We start from the raw sequence: 17,777 nt of genomic DNA, 5'->3' as shown, positions 1-17,777 counted from the left end.
TCTTCGAAGTAGCGTCGTCCGCCCGGAGGGCGGGGCCGGCGGGGTCTGGTGCCCGGCAGCGCGCTCGGCGGTGCGCTGGTGCTGGTCGCCGCCGACCTCGCCGCCCGCACCCTCGCGGCCCCCGCGGAACTGCCGCTCGGTGTTCTGACCGCCCTCGTCGGCAGCCCGTTCTTCTTCTGGCTGCTGCGCCGTATCCGCAACCGACGGGGAGGCTGGGCGTGAACAAGCCGCTCGTCAACAGGTTCTGGAGCCGCCGCGCCCAGGCCGACGGGGGCCGCGCCGTGGTCGTGGTGCTGCACGACCTGGGCCTGGCGGCCGCGCACGCCGACCGGATCGCGGTGCTGGCGGACGGCCGGATCGCGGCCGACGGCGCCCCCGCCGACGTCCTGTCCGAGGAACTGCTGAGCACGGTGTACCGGCATCCGGTCGAGGTGTTCGCCCACCCCAGAACCGGCGAACCGCTCGTACTCCCCCGCCGCTGACGGTCGCGGCGTGGGACAGGGCCGGTGCGATAGGCCGCCGTGTATGAAAACGATCGTGCGAACCACCCAAATGGTTCGATGCGTTTCGGCCGCCGAGGGTGGACGATTTGTGCGCGTACGTGACCCCGATGCGCGTACGCAGCCCCATCGGCGTTCCGCCGGAGCCTCAAACGACGAGGAGCCCGCATTGCGCACAGTCCGCACCGCCACACCCCGGCGGTACCTGATGTGCCCGCCCGAGCACTTCCGGGTGACCTACTCGATCAATCCGTGGATGGACCCGGCCAAGCCGGTCGACCCCGTACTCGCGCTCTTCCAGTGGGAGGAACTGCGGGACCGCTACCGCTCCCTGGGCCATACCGTCGAGGTCCTCGACCCGGTGGCCGACCTACCCGACATGGTCTTCGCCGCCAACGGCGCCACCGTCGTGGACGGCCGGGTGCTCGGCGCCCGGTTCTTCAACGCGGAGCGGACCGACGAGGCGCCGGCGCATCTGGCGTGGTTCCGCCGCAACGGATTCACCGAGGTGCGCGAGCCGCAGCACATCAACGAGGCCGAGGGCGACTTCGCCGTCACCTCGCAGTGGATCCTGGCCGGAATGGGATTCCGCAGCAGCCCGCTCTCGCACTCCGAGGCCCAGGAGTTCTTCGGCCGGCCCGTCATCGGGCTGGAACTGACCGACCCCCGCTACTACCACCTCGACACCGCGTTCGCCGTTCTCGACGACGCGGCGGGCGAGGTCATGTACTTCCCTGACGCGTTCTCGCCCGGCAGCCGCAAGGTACTGGCCCGGCTCTTCCCCGACGCCCTGCTCGCGACGGCGGCGGACGCCGCCGCACTCGGGCTGAACGCCGTCAGCGACGGACGCCATGTGGTCCTCCCGCGTGGCGCCACCGGCCTGTTCGCACCGCTGCGCGAGCGCGGTTTCGAACCGGTCGCGGTCGATCTGTCGGAGCTCCACAAAGCGGGCGGCAGCGTGAAGTGCTGCACCCAGGAGCTGCGGTAGCTACCGTGCCTGCATGTCCTCCACCACCGCATCGTCCCGCGTACCGAAGCGTTCCTCGTACGACGCCGTGATCGTCGGCGGCGGCCACAACGGTCTGGTGGCCGCCGCCTACCTGGCCCGCGCCGGCCGCAGCGTGCTGCTGCTGGAGCGGCTGCCGGCCACCGGCGGCGCGGCCGTGTCCGCCCAGGCGTTCACGGGGGTCGACGCCCGGCTGTCGCGCTACTCGTACCTGGTCAGCCTGCTCCCTAAGAAGATCACGGAGGAGCTGGGGCTGCGCTTCGCGGTGCGCCGCCGCCGGATCTCCTCGTACACGCCGTACGGGTGGGGGTCCCCCCGGCCGGAGGTTGGGGGAGGCCTGCTGGTCGACTCGCAGGATCCGTCCAGGACCCGGGAGGGCTTCGTGCGCCGCACCGGCTCGGAGCGGGACTTCGACGCGTGGCAGCGGTTCTACACGATGACGCGGCAGGTGGCGGAGCGGGTCTTCCCGACGCTGACCGGGCCGCTGCCGTCCCGGGCGGAGCTGGAGCGGATCGTGGACGATCCGGCGGCCTGGGAGGCGCTGTTCGAACGTCCGCTGGGCGAGACCGTGGAGGCGGTGTTCGAGGACGAACTGGTCCGGGGCATCGTGCTGACCGACGCGCTGATCGGCACGTTCACCCACGCCCACGACGAGACGCTGCGGCAGAACCGCTGCTTCCTCTACCACGTCATCGGCGGCGGGACCGGGGACTGGGACGTGCCGGTGGGCGGTATGGGCGCGCTGACGGACGCGCTGGCCGGGGCCGCCCTGGCGGCCGGCGCGGAGATCGTCACCGGCTGCGAGGTGACGGGCATCGCGACGGACTGCGGCTGCGCCGAGGTCTCCTTCGAGGGGGGCCGGGTGGGCGCCGGGCACGTGCTGGTGAACGCCGCCCCGCACACCCTCGCCGGACTGCTCGGCGAGCCCGAACCGTCCCGGCCGGAAGGCGCCCAGCTCAAGGTCAACATGCTGCTGCGGCGGCTGCCGCGGCTGCGGGACCGTTCCGTGGACCCGCGCGAGGCGTTCGCCGGCACGTTCCACATCGCCGAGTCGTACGGCGAGCTGGCGACCGCGTACGAGGAGGCCGCGGCGGGCCGGATCCCGGCCGCCCCGCCGTCCGAGATCTACTGCCACTCGCTGAGCGACCCGTCGATCCTCTCCCCCGCCCTGGCCGGCCAGGGCGCGCACACCCTCACCCTCTTCGGCCTGCACGCCCCTGCCCGGCTGTTCGCCGCCGACCCGTCCGGTACGAAGGAGGCGCTGCTCAAGGCCACCCTCGCCCAGCTCGACGCGGTACTGGCCGAGCCGCTGGCCGACTGCCTGGCGCTCGACGCCGACGGCCGGCCCTGCATCGAGGCGAAGTCCCCGCTGGACCTGGAGCGCGAGGTCGGCCTGCCGGGCGGCCATATCTTCCACCGCGACCTGAGCTGGCCGTACGCCGCCCCCGGCACCGGCCCCTGGGGCGTGGAGACCGGGGACCCCGCCGTGCTGCTGTGCGGCGCGGGCGCGGTGCGCGGCGGCGGCGTCAGCGGGATCCCCGGGCACAACGCGGCGATGGCGGTCCTGCACGGGACGCCGGGAGCCTGACCGGGGCCGCGCGGCAGGGCGGACGGACGGGCCACCTGCCCGATCGGCGATACTTCCTCGGATACGTACCGAGGAGGGCACGATGACCGGTCGGCAGTGGCGCAGAAGCGGGAGCGGGGGCAAGTGGCACACCCTCGACGAGAGTGGCGGCGCGCTGCCCGCGCCCCGCAAGTGCACCGCGGACGTGATCGTGGACTGCGCGGTGTACGAGGACGGCAAGCGCTCCGCGACCCTGCCGCCGCGTGAGGCGCTGGCGGCGGCGAGGGAGCGGCCGGGCGGTTTCGCCTGGATCGGGCTGTACCAGCCGGACGCCGAGCACCTCGTGGAGATCGCCGATGTGTTCGGCCTGCACCCGCTCGCCGTGGAGGACGCCGTCAAGGCGCACCAGCGGCCGAAGCTGGAGAGCTACGGCGACACGCTCTTCCTGGTGCTGAAGACGATCGTCTTCGTGGAGCACGAGAAGCTGACGGCGACCAGTGAGGTCGTCGACACCGGCGAGATCATGATGTTCCTGGGCAAGGACTTCGTCGTGGTCGTCCGGCACGGCAGCGCGCCGGGCCTGTCGCGGGTGCGCAGCTCCCTGGAGGCGCGGCCGGACCTGCTGGCGCAGGGTCCGGCATCGGTGCTGCACGCGATCGCGGACCAGGTCGTCGACGACTATCTGGACGTCGCGGACCGGGTGGAGCTGGATGTGGACCAGCTGGAGTCCGATGTGTTCTCGGCCGGGCACGGCGACGACGCGGAGCGGATCTACCAGCTCAAGCGCGAGCTGATCGAGTTCAAGCGGGCCGTCCATCCGATGGCGCGGCCGCTGCAGCGCCTCGCGGAGGACCCGCACCCCGTCATCGGGCCCGAGGTGGGCCGGTATCTGCGGGACGTCGCCGACCATCTGTCCCATGTCCGGGAGCGGCTGGCGGGCTACACCGAGTTGGTGGACGGGCTGTTGTCGGCCAATCTCAGCCAGCTCGCCGTGCAGCAGAACACCGATATGCGGCGTATCAGCGCGGCGGCCGCGATCCTCGCGATCCCGACGATGATCGCCGGTTTCTACGGGATGAACTTCGAGCACATGCCGGAACTGAAGTGGACCTTCGGCTATCCGCTGATGGTCGGGGTGACGGCCGTGCTGTCCGCGGTGGTCTACCGGGCCTTCCGGCGCTACGGCTGGCTCTGAGCCGGCCGGCTCAGGAGTCCGTCGCGTCTGCCGCGGGCGGCCAGGGGTCGCCCGAGTCCGCGTCGCGGGCGGCGCGGTAGAGGTCGCCGTGCCGCTTCTTGGTGATGATGCTGCGGGAGAGTCCGTCGTCCCGGGTGCACAGGTCGAGCAGCACCTGGCCCTTGCGGATCTGCGGGTGCCGCACGACGCGCCCGGCCGCGGGCGCGGCCGGGAAGCGGGCGGCCGCGACGTAGCTGAACTTCTCGTCCTCGTACGGCAGTGAGCCGCCCTTGATCTGGCGGTGCAGCGAGGAGCGGTTCACCCGGGCCGCGAAGTGGCACCAGTCGGTGCCCTCTATCGGGCAGGTCCCGTTGTGCGGGCAGGGGGCGAGCACGGTGTACCCGGCGCCGAGGAGCTGGTCGCGCGCGGCGATGACCCGGGCGTAGCCGTCCGGGGTGCCGGGCTCGACGATCACCACGGCGCCCAGTGCCGCGCGGGCCGCCTCGGCGACGACGGAGACCCGGGCGGCGGCGTCCAGTTCGCCGAGCACGTACGAGACGGTGACCAGGTCGGACTCGGGCAGCCGTACGGCGCCGCCCAGCGGGGCCCGGCGCCATTCGGCGTCCCGTACCGCCGCGGAGTCGGCGCCCGCGGCCAGTTCGCGGCCGAGGGTGAGGGCGGCGTCCGACCAGTCCAGGACGGTGCTGGTGTGGGTGTCCTGCTGCCAGGTGTCGGCGACCGCCCAGGTCGCCGCTCCGGTGCCGCCGCCCACGTCCAGATGGGTGGCCGGGGCCCAGGTGCCCGCCCGCGCCTGGAACTCCGCGAGCGCGGAGCGCACGGCGGCGTAGGTGGCGGGCATCCGGTACGCGGCGTACGCGGCGACGTCGGAGGCGTCCCGCAGGATCGGGGCGTCGGTCGGCGTGGCGCCTCGGTAGGCTGCGATCAGCCGGTCGACCGCCTGGGCCGCCCGGTTCGGCGGCAGACCGTCGAGCAGGCCGTTCAGCGCGGCGCGCAGGTCATCGGGGGCTTGCAAGGTGGACACAAGCGACAACTGTAAGGGGCGCCGTCCTGGGCGCCGGACGCTTACCCTCCGCATGCGGTCCGGTACCGGGACGGTACGTTCCGGAAGGTGTCCCTCCCCGGTGGTAACCATGATGTGGACGCCCGCCATACTCCGTATGGCCACGTTGTGCAGCTGAGCTATTAACTTGGACACAACAACGGCTCGAATATACGTAAACCGCAGCGGATGACCACCCTTTTGGCCTAGCGTTCCGGTTTATCACGGCGCACTGCTGCTTGGGGAAGTGGCAACCGCGCTCAGTCGGTCGCGATGTGCCTGGGGGGTCCATGCGGCGTGTCGAAGTACCCAATGGTCTGATCGAAGCCGAACCGAAACCCGTGCGGAGCAAGGCTCCGCGCGGACTCAGTGACAAACCGACGTGGTACCTACCGGTGGCGCTCGCCGTCGACCTGGTGGGTATCGCGCTGCCCGTGGCGCTCGTGTTCCAGGCGACGCGTCAGCCGTACCCATGGGCATGCGCAGTGGTGGCCGCGGTGGCCTGGCTGTGTGTGCAGGCGGGCAGGCACCGCTATGCGGCGCGCTCCCTGGGCGAGTCCCGGGCCGCGTTGCCGGTTCTGTACGACTGGCTGATCCTGCTCGGAGTGCTGGCCGTCGCGCGTACCGCCGTCGGCGAGATCTCCGAGCCCTCACTGGCGCTGCTCGGGCTCGCGCCCGGACTGCTGCTGACCGCCTCCTGCCGCAAGATGACGCACCGGCATCTCGCGGCGGCCCGCCGCGAGGCGCACGCGGTCCGCAAGGTCCTGGTGATCGGCGAGCCGAGCGCCGCGGACCATGTCGTCGGCCACCTGGCCGGACGCACCGACCACGCCTATGTGGTCGTCGGTGTCGTCCCGGTCGGGAACGCCAACCTCGAATGCGGCGCGCCGGTCAGTGCCCGGCTGGGCTCCGTGATGCCCAGCGCCCCGAGCGGCGACTCCGCGCTCGTGCTGGGCGCCGCCCGGGACCACCGCGCGGAACTCGTGCTGGTGGCACCGGGACCGCGGATGGCCGGAGAGCGGCTGAAACGTTTGTCCTGGGCGCTGCACGACGCGGGACTGCCGCTGGCGGTCCTGCCGGGACTGGTGGACGTGTCCATGCGCCGCGTCCAGCTCGCCGCGCCCGCCGGGCTGGCGATGCTCCACATCGCCCCGCCCACCCGGCGCGGAGTCCAGATCCAGCTCAAGTCGGCCATGGACCGGGCCGGCGCCGCCGCCGGGCTGCTGGTGCTGGCACCGCTGTTCGGTCTGATCGCCGCCGCCATCCGGCTCGGGTCACCCGGCCCGGCCTTCCACAAGCAGGTCCGGCACGGCCAGAACTGCGCGCCTTTCACCATGTGGAAGTTCCGCACCATGGTCGTGGACGCCGAGGCCCGCAAGGCCGAACTGACGGCCGCCAACGAGAACGACGGCCTGATGTTCAAGATGCGCCGGGACCCCCGGGTCACCAGCGTCGGCCGGCTGCTGCGCCGCTGCTCGCTCGACGAACTGCCGCAGCTCGTCAATGTGCTGCGCGGTGAGATGTCACTGGTCGGGCCGCGCCCGCCGCTGCCGGAGGAGGTGGCCCGCTACGACGAGATCGAGCTGCGCCGGCTCGCCGTCAAGCCGGGTATCACCGGACTCTGGCAGGTCAGCGGACGTTCCGACCTGTCCTGGGACGAGACGGTCGCACTCGACCTGCAGTACGTCGACAACTGGTCGTTCACCAGTGATGTCGACGTGATGGCCCGCACGCTCCGTGCCGTGGTCGACGGACGAGGAGCGTATTAGACCGGTGCCCTTCGTTCCTCCATCCGCCAACCCCTCACGCCTCGGACCGCCACTGGGTGTACACCGAGGCGATGCCGTCCCGCAGCGGGATCGTCGGCTTCCAGCCGAGATCCGTCAGCCGGGACACGTCCAGCAGTTTCCGCGGGGTCCCGTCGGGCTTGGTCGAGTCCCAGGCGATGGCACCCTCATAGCCGACGACGTCCCTGACGGTCTGCGCGAGTTCGCGGATCGTCAGGTCGTCGCCGCAGCCGACGTTGACCGGCTCGTCGCCGTCGTAGGTGCGCAGCAGCAGCGCGCAGGCGGCGGCGAGATCGTCCACGTGCAGGAACTCGCGCCGCGGGGAGCCGGTGCCCCAGAGCTCGACGCTCTCGCGCCCGTCCCGCTTCGCCTCGTGGAAGCGGCGGATCAGGGCCGGCAGGACGTGCGAGGTCTCCAGGTCGAAGTTGTCGCCGGGACCGTAGAGATTGGTCGGCATCGCCGAGATGTACGAGGCGCCGTACTGCCGCCGGTAGGACTGGATCTGGACGATGCCGGCGATCTTGGCGAGCGCGTACGGCTCGTTGGTCGGCTCCAGCGGGCCGGTGAGCAGCGCGTCCTCGCGGATCGGCTGCGGGGCGAGCTTGGGGTAGATGCAGGACGAGCCGAGGAAGAGCAGCCGGCCGACCCCCGCCGCGTGTGCGCCGGCGATGACGCTCAGCTGGATCCGCAGGTTGTCCTCGATGAACTGCACCGGATAGGTGCTGTTGGCCATGATCCCGCCGACCTTGGCGGCGGCGAGTACGACCGCGTCGGGCCGGACCTCCGCCAGGAACTTCCCGGTCTCCGCGGCGTCGCGCAGGTCCAGTCCGTCCCGGCCGCGGGTGATCACCTGGTAGCCGTCGGCGGTGAGCCGGCGGGTGACCGCCGAGCCGACCAGTCCGCGGTGTCCCGCGACGAAGATCCGGGCGCTGGGCGGGAGCAGTTCCCTCGTAGCCTTCATGACACCGGATTATGCCCTGTGGCATCACCCATTCGGGTCTGAGCCCAGCTTTCCGTACGAAACAGCAATATATCCGGATCCCTAAGGGGGGACCGCGTGAGCAAGAGCGCACTCATCACCGGCGTCACCGGCCAGGACGGCTCGTACCTGGCCGAACTGCTGCTCGCCAAGGGCTACACGGTGCACGGTCTCGTGCGCCGGTCGTCCAGCTTCAACACCGAGCGGATCGACCACATCTACCAGGGCCCGCAGGAGGCGAATCGTTCCCTCGTGCTGCACCACGCCGATCTGTCGGACGGCGTCGCCCTGGTGAACCTGCTGCGCGACCTGCAGCCCGACGAGGTGTACAACCTCGGCGCGCAGTCGCACGTCCGGGTCTCCTTCGACGCGCCGCTCTACACCGGCGACGTGACCGGTCTCGGCGCGCTGCGCCTGCTGGAGGCGGTCCGCGCGAGCGGTATCAGCACCCGCGTCTACCAGGCCTCGTCGTCGGAGATGTTCGGCGCCGCGCCGCCGCCGCAGAACGAGAGCACGCCGTTCCACCCGCGCAGCCCCTACGGCTGCGCCAAGGTCTTCGGCTACTGGTCGACGGTGAACTACCGCGAGGCGTACGGAATGTTCGCCGTCAACGGGATCCTGTTCAACCACGAGTCCCCGCGCCGTGGCGAGACCTTCGTCACACGGAAGATCACCCGGGCGGTCGCCCGGATCCAGGCCGGCCTGCAGGACCGGCTCTACCTCGGCAACCTCGACGCGGTCCGCGACTGGGGCTACGCGCCGGAGTACGTGGACGCGATGTGGCGGATGTTGCAGCGCGACGAGCCGGACGACTATGTGGTCGCCACCGGTGAGCCTGCTACGGTGCGGCAGTTCGTGGAGACCGCGTTCGCCCATGCGGGACTGGAATGGGCCGAATATGTTCGCTACGACCCCAAGTACGAGCGGCCCAGCGAGGTCGACGCACTCATCGGGGATGCGAGCAAGGCCCACGACCTCCTTGGCTGGAAAGCATCGGTCAAGGTGGAAGAACTGGCTCGGATCATGGTGGATGCCGACATTCAGCACGTATCCGATCAGTTGGCGGGCGCAACTGTGCGCATAGATCGCTAAATCTCGCCAAAACTGCAGACTGGGGCCTACCGAGCGCCCTACTCTGCCCTGCACCGTCGGCTGTACGAGCCACGGGCAAACGCTAGGGGCCTGGGGGGCTACGCATGCGTAAATTGGGGGTGTTCTCGGTTGCCACTGCATTGGCGGCCGCGACACTGGGAGTGATGACGTCGCAGTCCGCGACGGCACTGACTCCGCCGGTCGCCATCACGGCGGACGACCTTTCGACCTGGCAGACCAACGGGATCGTCTGGGCCTTCGCCCAGGCGGACGGAGTGGTCTTCGCCGGGGGTACGTTCTCGGCCATCCGGCCGCCCGGCTCGGCTGCCGGCGAGAACGAGCAGCCCGCGGTCAACTTCGCCGCGTTCGACACCACGACGGGCGCACCCACCGGGTGCCACCTGTCCTTCACCGGCGGCACGGAGACGGTCCGCGCGCTCACCGTCTCACCGGACCGCAAGACGCTCTACGCGGGCGGCTCCTTCGGAGCGGTCAACGGCGTCGGGGTGAGCAACCTGGCGGCGATCGACATCGCCACCTGCACCCCGCGCAACGACTTCCACGTCAACGTCACCGCCACCGTGCGCGCGCTGACGGCGACCGCCGACACCGTCTACCTCGGCGGCGACTTCCAGTCCGTCGAGGGCCAGACCCGCGGCCACCTGGCCGCGGTCACCACCGCGGGCGCCCTGAAGCCGTGGACGGCCGACACGGACGAGACGGCGCGCGCCGTCGAGGTCGCGGCCGACGGCACACATGTGATCGTCGGCGGTGACTTCTACACCGTGAACGGCGCGAACTCGCACGCCCTGGCGGTGGTGGACGCCACCACCGGAGCCGTCACCAAGAACTACCCGAACGGCTTCATCGACAACACGTCGGTCGTCAAGGACATCATCACCGACAGCACCGGCTTCTACGTCGCCAACGAGGGCACCGGCGGCGGTGTGTTCGACGGCCGCATCGCCTTCAACTACAGCGACTGGAACCAGCGCTGGCGGGACACCTGCCTGGGCGCCACCCAGAACCTGGCGCTCTACCAGTCGGTGATCTACAGCGGTTCGCACGCCCACGACTGCTCGACCATGGGCGAGTACCCGGACGGCACCCGCCACCACCTGCTGGCCGAGTCGGTCGACAGCCCGACGCTGCTGCCCTGGTTCCCCGACACCAATGACGGTCTCGGCGAGCTGGTCGGCCCGCGTGTGCTGATCGTCGCGTCCGGCGGCGGCAAGGACTACCTCTGGGCCGGTGGCGGTTTCACCACCACCAACCTCAAGGCCCAGCAGGGTCTGACCCGCTTCTCGAACGGTCCTGACACCGGGGCGCCCAGCATCCCGCAGGTCGTCGCGTCGAGCGTGGAGCCCGGCAAGGTCCAGGTCCGCTGGCAGACCAGTCTGGACCTCGACGACGGCAACCTGACCTACAACGTGTACCGGAACAACGGTGCCACCCCGGTCTACACCGTCAGCGCCTCCTCGCTCCCGTGGGTGCGGCCGCAGCTCACCTTCACCGACACCAACGTGGTGGCGGGCACGTCGTACACCTACCGGGTGTCGGCGAGCGACGGCACCAACGTCAGCGCCAAGTCGGCCAACGCGACCACCGTCGCCGCGGCCACCGCCGAGTCGTACCCCGCCAAGGTGATCGCCGACGGCGCCAACCTGTACTGGCGCTACGACGAGACGGCCGGCTACCTCGCGGACGCCTCGGGCAACCAGGCGGCCGGCGACAACGTCGGGTACTCGACCCGCCGGGTCGTCCCCGCCGCGGTCCAGGGCAACAGCACGGCGGTCACGTACAACGGCACCAGCCAGTACTCGTACAGCGACCGCTCCTACCCCCGCCCGGCCTCGTACAGCGTCGAGACGTGGTTCAAGACGACCACCACGCAGGGCGGAAAGCTCGTCGGCTTCGGCAGCAACACCAACGGCCGGCTCAGCTCCAACTACGACAAGCACATCTACATGACCAACAACGGTCAGCTGATCTTCGGCGCCTACCTCAACGGGACCCGCACCATCGCCAGCGGTACCGGCCTGAACAACGGCCAGTGGCACCACGTGGTCGGTACCCAGGGCTCCAACGGCATGCGGCTGTACGTCGACGGAAACCTCGTGTCCAGCAACAGCGCGTACACCGCCAGCCAGGACTACACCGGTTACTGGCACGTCGGCGGCGACCAGCTCAACGGCTGGCCGAGCCAGCCCGCGAGCAACTACTTCGCCGGCTCCATCGACGAGACCGCGATCTACCCGAGCGTTCTGACTCCCGCGCAGATCGCCCAGCACCGCACCCTGGGGCTCACCGGATGATCCACCCGCTCCGGGCCACCGCCGCCGCCGTCATCACGACGGCGGTGGCGGTGGTGTTCCTGACCGGCTGCTCCAGCAGCGACCCGAAGGCCGCCGCGCCTCCGACCGCCTCCGCCCCCGCCTCCGGGGGCCTCGACCAGAACCCCACCGCCACCGCCGCTCCGACCACGCCCGGACCCACCGTCCCGGCGGCGGAACTGACACCGGCGACGGGCTCCTTCACCAAGCAGCAGAAGCAGTACCTGACCGGCCGGGTGCCGAAGGGATCGGACCCGGCGGCCGTGCTGGAGCTCGGCCAGGAGTCCTGCGACAAGATCAAGTTCATCGCCAAGCGGGACCCCGACGCGGCGGCGAGCGGCATCGTCCTCGGCCAGATCTCCGGCGCGCACGACGCCGTCACCGCACTCTGCCCCGACCAGAAGCCGGTACTCGCGGCGGCGGAACACGGCTTCACCGACGGCACCTTCACCGTCGGGAGCAAGGCGAAGGCCGGCAGCGTCATCACCCCCGGCACCTATCACGCGCCGACCCCGTCCAAGGGCTGCTCCTGGAAGCTCACCGGCGCGGACGGCAAGGCGGTCTCCGGCAGCAAGGCGCTGGTCACCGTGCCGGCCGGCGCACGCGGCTTCACCAGCACGGGCTGCTCCGTCTGGCTCTTCTCGAAGGGGGAGTGAACGGGGTATGCGGGTCCTGCACGCCGTCACGCTGCACACACCCAGCCACGCCTTCGGCGGTCCGACGCGGGTGGCGCTCAGCCTCTCGCGCGGGCTGATCGAGCGCGGGGTCGACGCCCGGCTGGTCACCCTCGGCGACGAGTTCGAGGGGCCGCTGCCGACCGAGGTGGAAGGGGTACCGGCGCAGCTGTTCCAGGCCCGGCACCTCATCCGGCGGTTCGGCGTCGCGGGGATCACCTCCCCGTCACTGCTGGCCAGGGCGCGCCGGCTGGTGAAGTCGGCGGACGTCGTGCACGTCCACCTCATGCGGGACCTCGTCACCCTGCCGATCGCGCTCGCCGCCCTGCAGTGCGGCCGGCCACTGGTCCTGCAGACGCACGGGATGATCGACCCGACCGAGCGGCTGCCCGCCAAGATCTCCGACGCGTTCGGGGTGCGGCGGGTGCTGCGGCGGGCCGACGCGGTGCTGTGCCTCACCGAGACCGAGCGCCGCAACGTCAACGCCGTGGTGGAACCGGTCGAACTGACCAACACCATACGGCTGGCCAACGGCGTCGAACCGCAGGGCGAGTACCGCCCGGAACTGCGGGCCTCCTCGCACGGCGGGCCGCCCACCGTGCTGTATCTGGCCCGGGTGCACCCCGCCAAGCGGCCCGAGGACTTCATCGAGGCCGTCCCCGGCGTGCTCGGCAAGCACCCGGAGGCGCGCTTCGTGCTCGCCGGGCCCGACACGGGCGGCCTGGAGGCGACCCTGGCCCGCGCCCGCGCGCTGGGGGTCGACGGGTCGGTGGAGTACGTCGGCGCGCTCGACAGGACCGCGGTGTACGAGCAGCTGCGGCGGGCGGACGTCTACGTCATCCCGTCGATCCAGGAATCGTTCTCGCTGTCCGCGGCCGAGGCCATGTCCGTGGGCACACCCGTGGTCGTCACGAAGACCTGCGGGCTGGCCCCCGACATCGAGGCGGCGGGCGCGGGCCGGCTCGTGGACAGCCGCGAGGAGACCGGCGGCGGGAACAGTGCCGAGAACGGCGCCCGGATCGCCGGTGCGATCCTGGAGCTGCTCGACCCGGCGGTGCACGCGGCGGCCTCCGTCGCGGCCCGGCGGCTGATCCATGACTCCTTCACCATCGACGCGATCGTGGACCACCTGCAAAAGGTGTACGCGGACGTGCGACGCTGACGGGGTAGCGGGGAAGGGGGACTGCAGCCATGGCGGTTGTCGACACACGGGTGGCCGAGATGCGCACCAGGCGGCCCGAGGTGCCCGCGGTGTCCCCCCGGGCCGTGCTGTCCCGTGCCCTGGCCGTGCCGCTGGTGCTCGGCCTGGTCGTCTTCCTGCCCGCCACCGTGGCCCTCCAGCCGGGCGCGGGCGTGCACGACGAGGCGTACTGGCTGCAGATCGCACTGACCTGCTACGCCGGGGCCCGGCTGTCGTCGATGATCCTCACCACCCGCCGCCGGCGGCTCATCCAGGGGTCGTTCTGGCTGTTCGTCTACGCGGCCATGGGCGTCGCCTCGCTCGCCCAGCTCGTCCTGGGCCGCGTCCCGACGCCGCTGGTCGGCCCGCGCAGCGATCTGTCGGCGGCCCTCGCACTGACCCTCGTCGGCTGTGTGGCCTTCGACGTCGGCGTCCTGCTGGCCCGGCACCGCCCGGTGCGCACCGGCCGCAAGGAGCGCCCGGCGGCCTCCGTGAGCCCGCGCCGGCTGTATCTGCTGGTGCTGCTGGCGTTCGTGGCCAGCAGCTACTACGTCATGAAACTCGGCGGGCCCGCGGTGCTGTTCAGCAGCCGCCAGGAGATCAGCGACACCCTCGCGGAGACCGGGGTGGCCACCGCCGGTTCGCACGCGGGCTCCGCGACGCTGCGCGGCTTCGGGACGGTACCGGCGCTGCTGGCGCTGCTCTTCCTCACCCGCTGGCTGGTGACCTCGCGCATCGCGCGCCGGCGGCCGCTGCCGATCCTGCTGTGGATCGCCACCGCCGGGCTGAACATCGTCGTCAACAACCCGATATCCAACGCCCGGTTCTGGTTCCTGACCGTGCTGTTCTCCTTCCTGTTCACGGCGTTCCCGCGCAGCCCCGTGATGTACCGCTCCGCGCTGGCCCTGGGCGTCGTCGCGGCGCTGCTGGTGTTCCCCTTCATGGACCGGTTCCGCTACGACGCGGCCGACTACAAGCCCATGGAGACCAATTCGGTCCTCGAACCGCTGGCGCGCAAGGACTACGACCAGACGGTGATGTTCGCCAACGCGATCACCGAGGTGCACTCCGGCGCGGGCCACACCTACGGCCGCCAGCTCGCCGCCGCGGTCTTCTTCTACGTGCCCCGCTCCGCCTGGCCCGACAAGGCACTGGACACCGGCATCATGCTCGGCGAGTGGATGGGCAACAAGAACACCAACCTCTCCTCACCGCTGTGGTCCGAACTGTGGCTGGATTTCGGACCGCTCGGGATGACCGGCGGCTTCCTGGGGGTCGGCTACCTGGCGGCGCGCGGCGACCGGCGGTACGCGCTGCGCACCGCGGACGGCGGACGGCCGGGCGACATGACGGCCATCATCGTGCCGCTGATCGCCGGCTACTCCTTCATCCTGCTGCGCGGTTCACTTCTCCAGGCCTCCGGCCGGATCGGGATCGCCGTGCTGTGCCTGGCCATGGTCGCTTCCTTCCGCACCGACCCGCGCAAGCTCCTGCGCTGACGCCGCCGAGGCGCTGACCGAGCCGATCCGCAGCCAGGTGGCGACCGCCTTGGCGACGGAGCCGAGACCCAGGCCCCAGGCCGCGCCGAGGACCCCGCCCAGCGCGTAGCCGGTGAGCATGAACGCCACCGCCGCCAGGGAGAAGACCACCTGGATCGGCAGTGTGGTGCGCGGGCGCAGCACCCGCAGCGTCAGCAGTCCGCAGGTGCCGACCGCCATCGCGGTGTACTGGCTGCCGCTGGCCGGCAGCAGATGGGCGGCGTTGGGCCAGGTGTCGCCGAGGAGTTGTCTGCCGATCCGGTCCGGCAGCAGGTACAGCACGGTCGCCCAGCTCGCGGCGACGGTGGCCAGTACGGCGGCGAGCACCGCGGTGGCGCGGACCTGGCCGCGTACGCTCTCCGTCCGGTTCAGCAGCGGCGGGCCGAAGGCCGTCGAGGCGTTGAACAGGACGTTCAGCGGTCCGAAGAGGGTGGTCGCGCCGCGCAGCGCGCCGACCGCCAGCGGGGTGGCGAACAGCCCGAGGCCGAGGATCGCCAACTGGCTGGATCCGTTGCCGACGCCGAACTCCACGACGAAGCGCTGCCCGAGGTGGCCGCGGCGCACATACGTCCGCAGGTCCGCGGGCAGGCCGCGGAGCAGCGGGGCGAGCAGGGCGATGGCGGTGAGCAGCGCGGGCAGCGCCGACAGGCCCCAGACGGCCACCAGCCGGGCGGGGCCGGCTCCGTGCGGCTGCACCGCCAGCGCGGGCAGCGCGACGGCGAGCCGTACGAGGTCGGCGGCCAGCGCGTAGTGCGGCAGCCGCAGCGCCGAGAAGCAGTAGCGGATCCCGTCCTGGGTCAGGGCGATGGGCAGGATGAGCCCGAGCACGGCGAGCGCGGCGGCGGTGTCGCCGGGCACGAAGGCCAGCACGGCCGCGGCCGTGAACCCGATGACGGTGGACGCGACGACGGTGAAGACCGCCGCGGAGCGGCAGGCGGCCCGGATCACCCGGTCCTCGCCGCGGACCAGCACCAGCGCCTGGCCGACGTAGCTGACGCCGACGCCGAGCAGGATGGTGAAGACCATGTAGACCATGGAGAAGACGGCGAACCCGGCGGCGCTGGACAGCCGCGCGGCGACCACCAGCACCAGGATGTTGGTGAGCGCCGACACTCCCTGGTCCGCGACGGAGCACGCTATGGAGGCTTTCGCCCCCGGGACTCTCATGACACCGGCGACCGTTCGGGTTCCGGGAGGACGGCTTCCAGCAGGTCCGTCGCCGTGGACGCGGGGGCGCTGCCGGTGTCCTCCGCGGGCGCCACGGGGAGGGGGGCCGTACGGTCCTCGTTGCGGCGCCACGGCAGGGTGAATCCGGTGCTGCCCGACGAGTGCAGCACCGCGCCGAGCACGGTGCCGCCGGCGCCGCTGATGAGTTCGCGGACCCGCTCCAGGTCGGCCCGGTGCACCTCGCGCGGGTCGCAGACCACCAGGACGCCGTCCACCCGGTCGACGAGTGCGAGGGCGTCGGCGTAGGCGAGCACGGCGGGCGCGTGGACGATGACCGCGGACTTCGGGGCGTCGGCCTCGGAGATGAGCCTTGTGGCCGGTACCGAGGTCAGCGCGCGGGCGACGTTGCGGACCCGGCGGCCCGGCACCAGGTCGAAGGAGCCGGACTCACCGGCGTCGATGGAGATCTGGTGCCCGGCCGGCCAGCCGCCGTCGCCCACCGAGGGCGTACGGGCCCAGGCCGGGCGGGAGCCGTCGCCGGAGCGCAGCCGGTCGGCCAGCGTCGGGGTGCGCAGGTCGGCCTCGATGAGCAGGACCTCCATGCCGGTCTCGGCGAAGGAGGCGGCCAGGTTGACCGAGACGGCGGTGGCGGTCTCGCTGGAGCCGCGCGGCGCGACCACCAGCAGCCGCCGGCGGTCGGCGAACCGCTGGTCGTACGCGAGCCGGAAGGCCACCGAGCGGTACGCCTCGGCGAGCCGGCTCTCGGTGTTGTCGAGGGCGAGCAGCGGAGCCGGTTCACGGCTGTCGCGGACCCGCGGCAGCGTCCCGAGGACGGGGGCCCGCAGCGCGCGCACCACATCGCTGTCGGAGCGGGCCGCCGGGTCGAAGACCAGCCGCACCCAGGCGGCGAGCAGGCCGATGGCGATACCGACGCCCAGGCCCAGGCCGAGGGAGATCGGCAGGCCGAGCCCGGCGGGCGAGGTCGGCGGGACGGCCGTGCGGATCACGTTGCCCGAGGTGGTGTCGAGGGCCTTCAGTTCGCTGATCTTGCCGTTGAGCTCGGAGATCCGGCCCAGCAGGTTGGTCTGCGCGTTGGTGTTGGTGGCGACGCTCGACGGGTCCTTCTGCTTCTCGATCGACTTGCGCAGCGCCTCGGACTGCTTCACCAGCGGGTCCAGCTGGGTCTTGTAGCCGTTGACCATGATCGTGATGCTCGACGCGGTCTGCTGCTGCCGGTTGTCCAGGTAGGCCTGGGTGAGGGCGTTGGCCCGGGCCGCCGCCTCCTGAGGGCTGTGGCCGGTGTACGCGAAGTCCAGTGCCGTGGTCTGCGGGGGGTTGGTCACCTGCAGGTTGGCGAGCAGTTCGGTGGCCGCTTCCGGCTGTCCCAGCGCCTTGGCCGCGCGCTCCGCGACGACGCCGCTGGCGGCGGTCTGCCGCTCCGAGCCCATGTTCAGGATCTTGTCGGGGGTGGCACCGGTGGCGAACGGGTTCACGGAGGCGGCCCGGACGGTGATCTCGCTCGTCGCGACGTACTTGTCCGCACCCGACAGCGCCAGCGCGGCGCCGCCGAGCAGCCCGATCAGCACTCCGGCCACGATCAGTGCCCGGTAGCGGATCAGCTGGCGGAACTGGTCGCGCAACAGGTCCGGTTCGTCATGTTGCTCGATCACGTGCGTGAAACCCCCTCAGGCGCGCGCTCCCCATGCGCTCGCTCATTATG

At 71.4% G+C, this 17,777-nt stretch carries 14 protein-coding genes and 1 pseudogene; 11 read left to right on the top strand and 4 right to left on the bottom strand.

The features are described 5' to 3' along the window. Positions 1 to 27: 27 nt before the first annotated feature. From O3W51_RS31450 to corA, 5 genes and pseudogenes are all read left to right on the top strand, one after another. A pseudogene (locus O3W51_RS31450) lies at positions 28 to 222 on the top strand (iron chelate uptake ABC transporter family permease subunit); the annotation flags it as partial. Next, positions 219 to 482, top strand: a complete 264-nt coding sequence (locus tag O3W51_RS31445; protein WP_198357978.1) for a hypothetical protein — start codon at positions 219 to 221, stop codon at positions 480 to 482. The pseudogene O3W51_RS31450 and the gene O3W51_RS31445, both read left to right, overlap by 4 nt. Before the next feature lie 187 nt (positions 483 to 669). Then, a complete protein-coding gene (gene ddaH / locus O3W51_RS31440) occupies positions 670 to 1,488 on the top strand; it encodes a dimethylargininase (protein WP_343241175.1) in 819 nt (272 codons plus the stop codon). Between the two features lie 13 nt (positions 1,489 to 1,501). Beyond that, positions 1,502 to 3,094, top strand: a complete 1,593-nt coding sequence (locus tag O3W51_RS31435) for a phytoene desaturase family protein (RefSeq protein ID WP_198357977.1) — start codon at positions 1,502 to 1,504, stop codon at positions 3,092 to 3,094. An 82-nt stretch (positions 3,095 to 3,176) separates the two neighbouring features. Continuing rightward, positions 3,177 to 4,268 (top strand): magnesium/cobalt transporter CorA, encoded by a 1,092-nt coding sequence (gene corA, locus O3W51_RS31430; protein WP_198357976.1) that lies wholly within the window; start codon positions 3,177 to 3,179, stop codon positions 4,266 to 4,268. A gap of 10 nt (positions 4,269 to 4,278) precedes the next feature. Here corA and O3W51_RS31425 read toward each other — a convergent pair whose 3' ends face one another. Beyond that, positions 4,279 to 5,343 carry a small ribosomal subunit Rsm22 family protein gene (locus O3W51_RS31425; protein ID WP_138353798.1) on the bottom strand — a complete coding sequence of 355 codons (1,065 nt, stop codon included), beginning with the start codon at positions 5,341 to 5,343 and terminating at the stop codon, positions 4,279 to 4,281. Positions 5,344 to 5,597: 254 nt separating this feature from the next. On the opposite strand from O3W51_RS31425, the gene O3W51_RS31420 reads away from it, so the two are divergent. Then, on the top strand, positions 5,598 to 7,076 hold the full coding sequence (locus tag O3W51_RS31420) for a sugar transferase (protein ID WP_138353799.1): 1,479 nt from the start codon (positions 5,598 to 5,600) through the stop codon (positions 7,074 to 7,076). A 34-nt stretch (positions 7,077 to 7,110) separates the two neighbouring features. On the opposite strand, the gene O3W51_RS31415 is transcribed toward O3W51_RS31420, so the two are convergent. Further along, on the bottom strand, positions 7,111 to 8,055 hold the full coding sequence (locus tag O3W51_RS31415; protein ID WP_138353800.1) for a GDP-L-fucose synthase family protein: 945 nt from the start codon (positions 8,053 to 8,055) through the stop codon (positions 7,111 to 7,113). Positions 8,056 to 8,151: 96 nt separating this feature from the next. On the opposite strand from O3W51_RS31415, the gene gmd reads away from it, so the two are divergent. From gmd to O3W51_RS31390, 5 genes are all read left to right on the top strand, one after another. Further along, positions 8,152 to 9,165, top strand: a complete 1,014-nt coding sequence (gene gmd / locus O3W51_RS31410; RefSeq protein WP_138353801.1) for a GDP-mannose 4,6-dehydratase — start codon at positions 8,152 to 8,154, stop codon at positions 9,163 to 9,165. Positions 9,166 to 9,269: 104 nt separating this feature from the next. Continuing rightward, the gene (locus O3W51_RS31405; RefSeq protein WP_138353802.1) at positions 9,270 to 11,480 is read left to right on the top strand and encodes a LamG-like jellyroll fold domain-containing protein; all 2,211 of its coding nucleotides are present in this window, start codon (positions 9,270 to 9,272) and stop codon (positions 11,478 to 11,480) included. After that, complete coding sequence (locus O3W51_RS31400; RefSeq protein WP_198357974.1) at positions 11,477 to 12,154, top strand: hypothetical protein; 678 nt, start codon at positions 11,477 to 11,479, stop codon at positions 12,152 to 12,154. Before O3W51_RS31405 ends, O3W51_RS31400 begins: the two co-directional genes overlap by 4 nt. 7 nt (positions 12,155 to 12,161) lie before the next feature. Further along, positions 12,162 to 13,334, top strand: a complete 1,173-nt coding sequence (locus tag O3W51_RS31395; protein WP_138353804.1) for a glycosyltransferase — start codon at positions 12,162 to 12,164, stop codon at positions 13,332 to 13,334. Positions 13,335 to 13,393: 59 nt separating this feature from the next. Further along, positions 13,394 to 14,851: an O-antigen polymerase gene (locus O3W51_RS31390; protein WP_269287845.1), complete on the top strand. Its 1,458-nt coding sequence runs from the start codon at positions 13,394 to 13,396 to the stop codon at positions 14,849 to 14,851. Here O3W51_RS31390 and O3W51_RS31385 read toward each other — a convergent pair. Continuing rightward, entirely contained in the window at positions 14,756 to 16,057 is a 1,302-nt protein-coding gene (locus O3W51_RS31385) for a hypothetical protein (protein ID WP_138353805.1), read from the bottom strand. The two genes, O3W51_RS31390 and O3W51_RS31385, sit on opposite strands and share 96 nt — an antisense overlap. Then, a complete protein-coding gene (locus tag O3W51_RS31380; RefSeq protein WP_269287841.1) occupies positions 16,054 to 17,727 on the bottom strand; it encodes a polysaccharide biosynthesis tyrosine autokinase in 1,674 nt (557 codons plus the stop codon). Before O3W51_RS31380 ends, O3W51_RS31385 begins: the two co-directional genes overlap by 4 nt. Positions 17,728 to 17,777 lie beyond the last annotated feature (50 nt).

This window comes from Streptomyces sp. H39-C1 (assembly GCF_027158125.1).
Classification (GTDB): Bacteria; Actinomycetota; Actinomycetes; order Streptomycetales; family Streptomycetaceae; genus Actinacidiphila; species Actinacidiphila fildesensis.
Note: the sequence above shows the minus strand (reverse complement) of the source record. Positions and strands in the feature narration are given on the sequence as shown.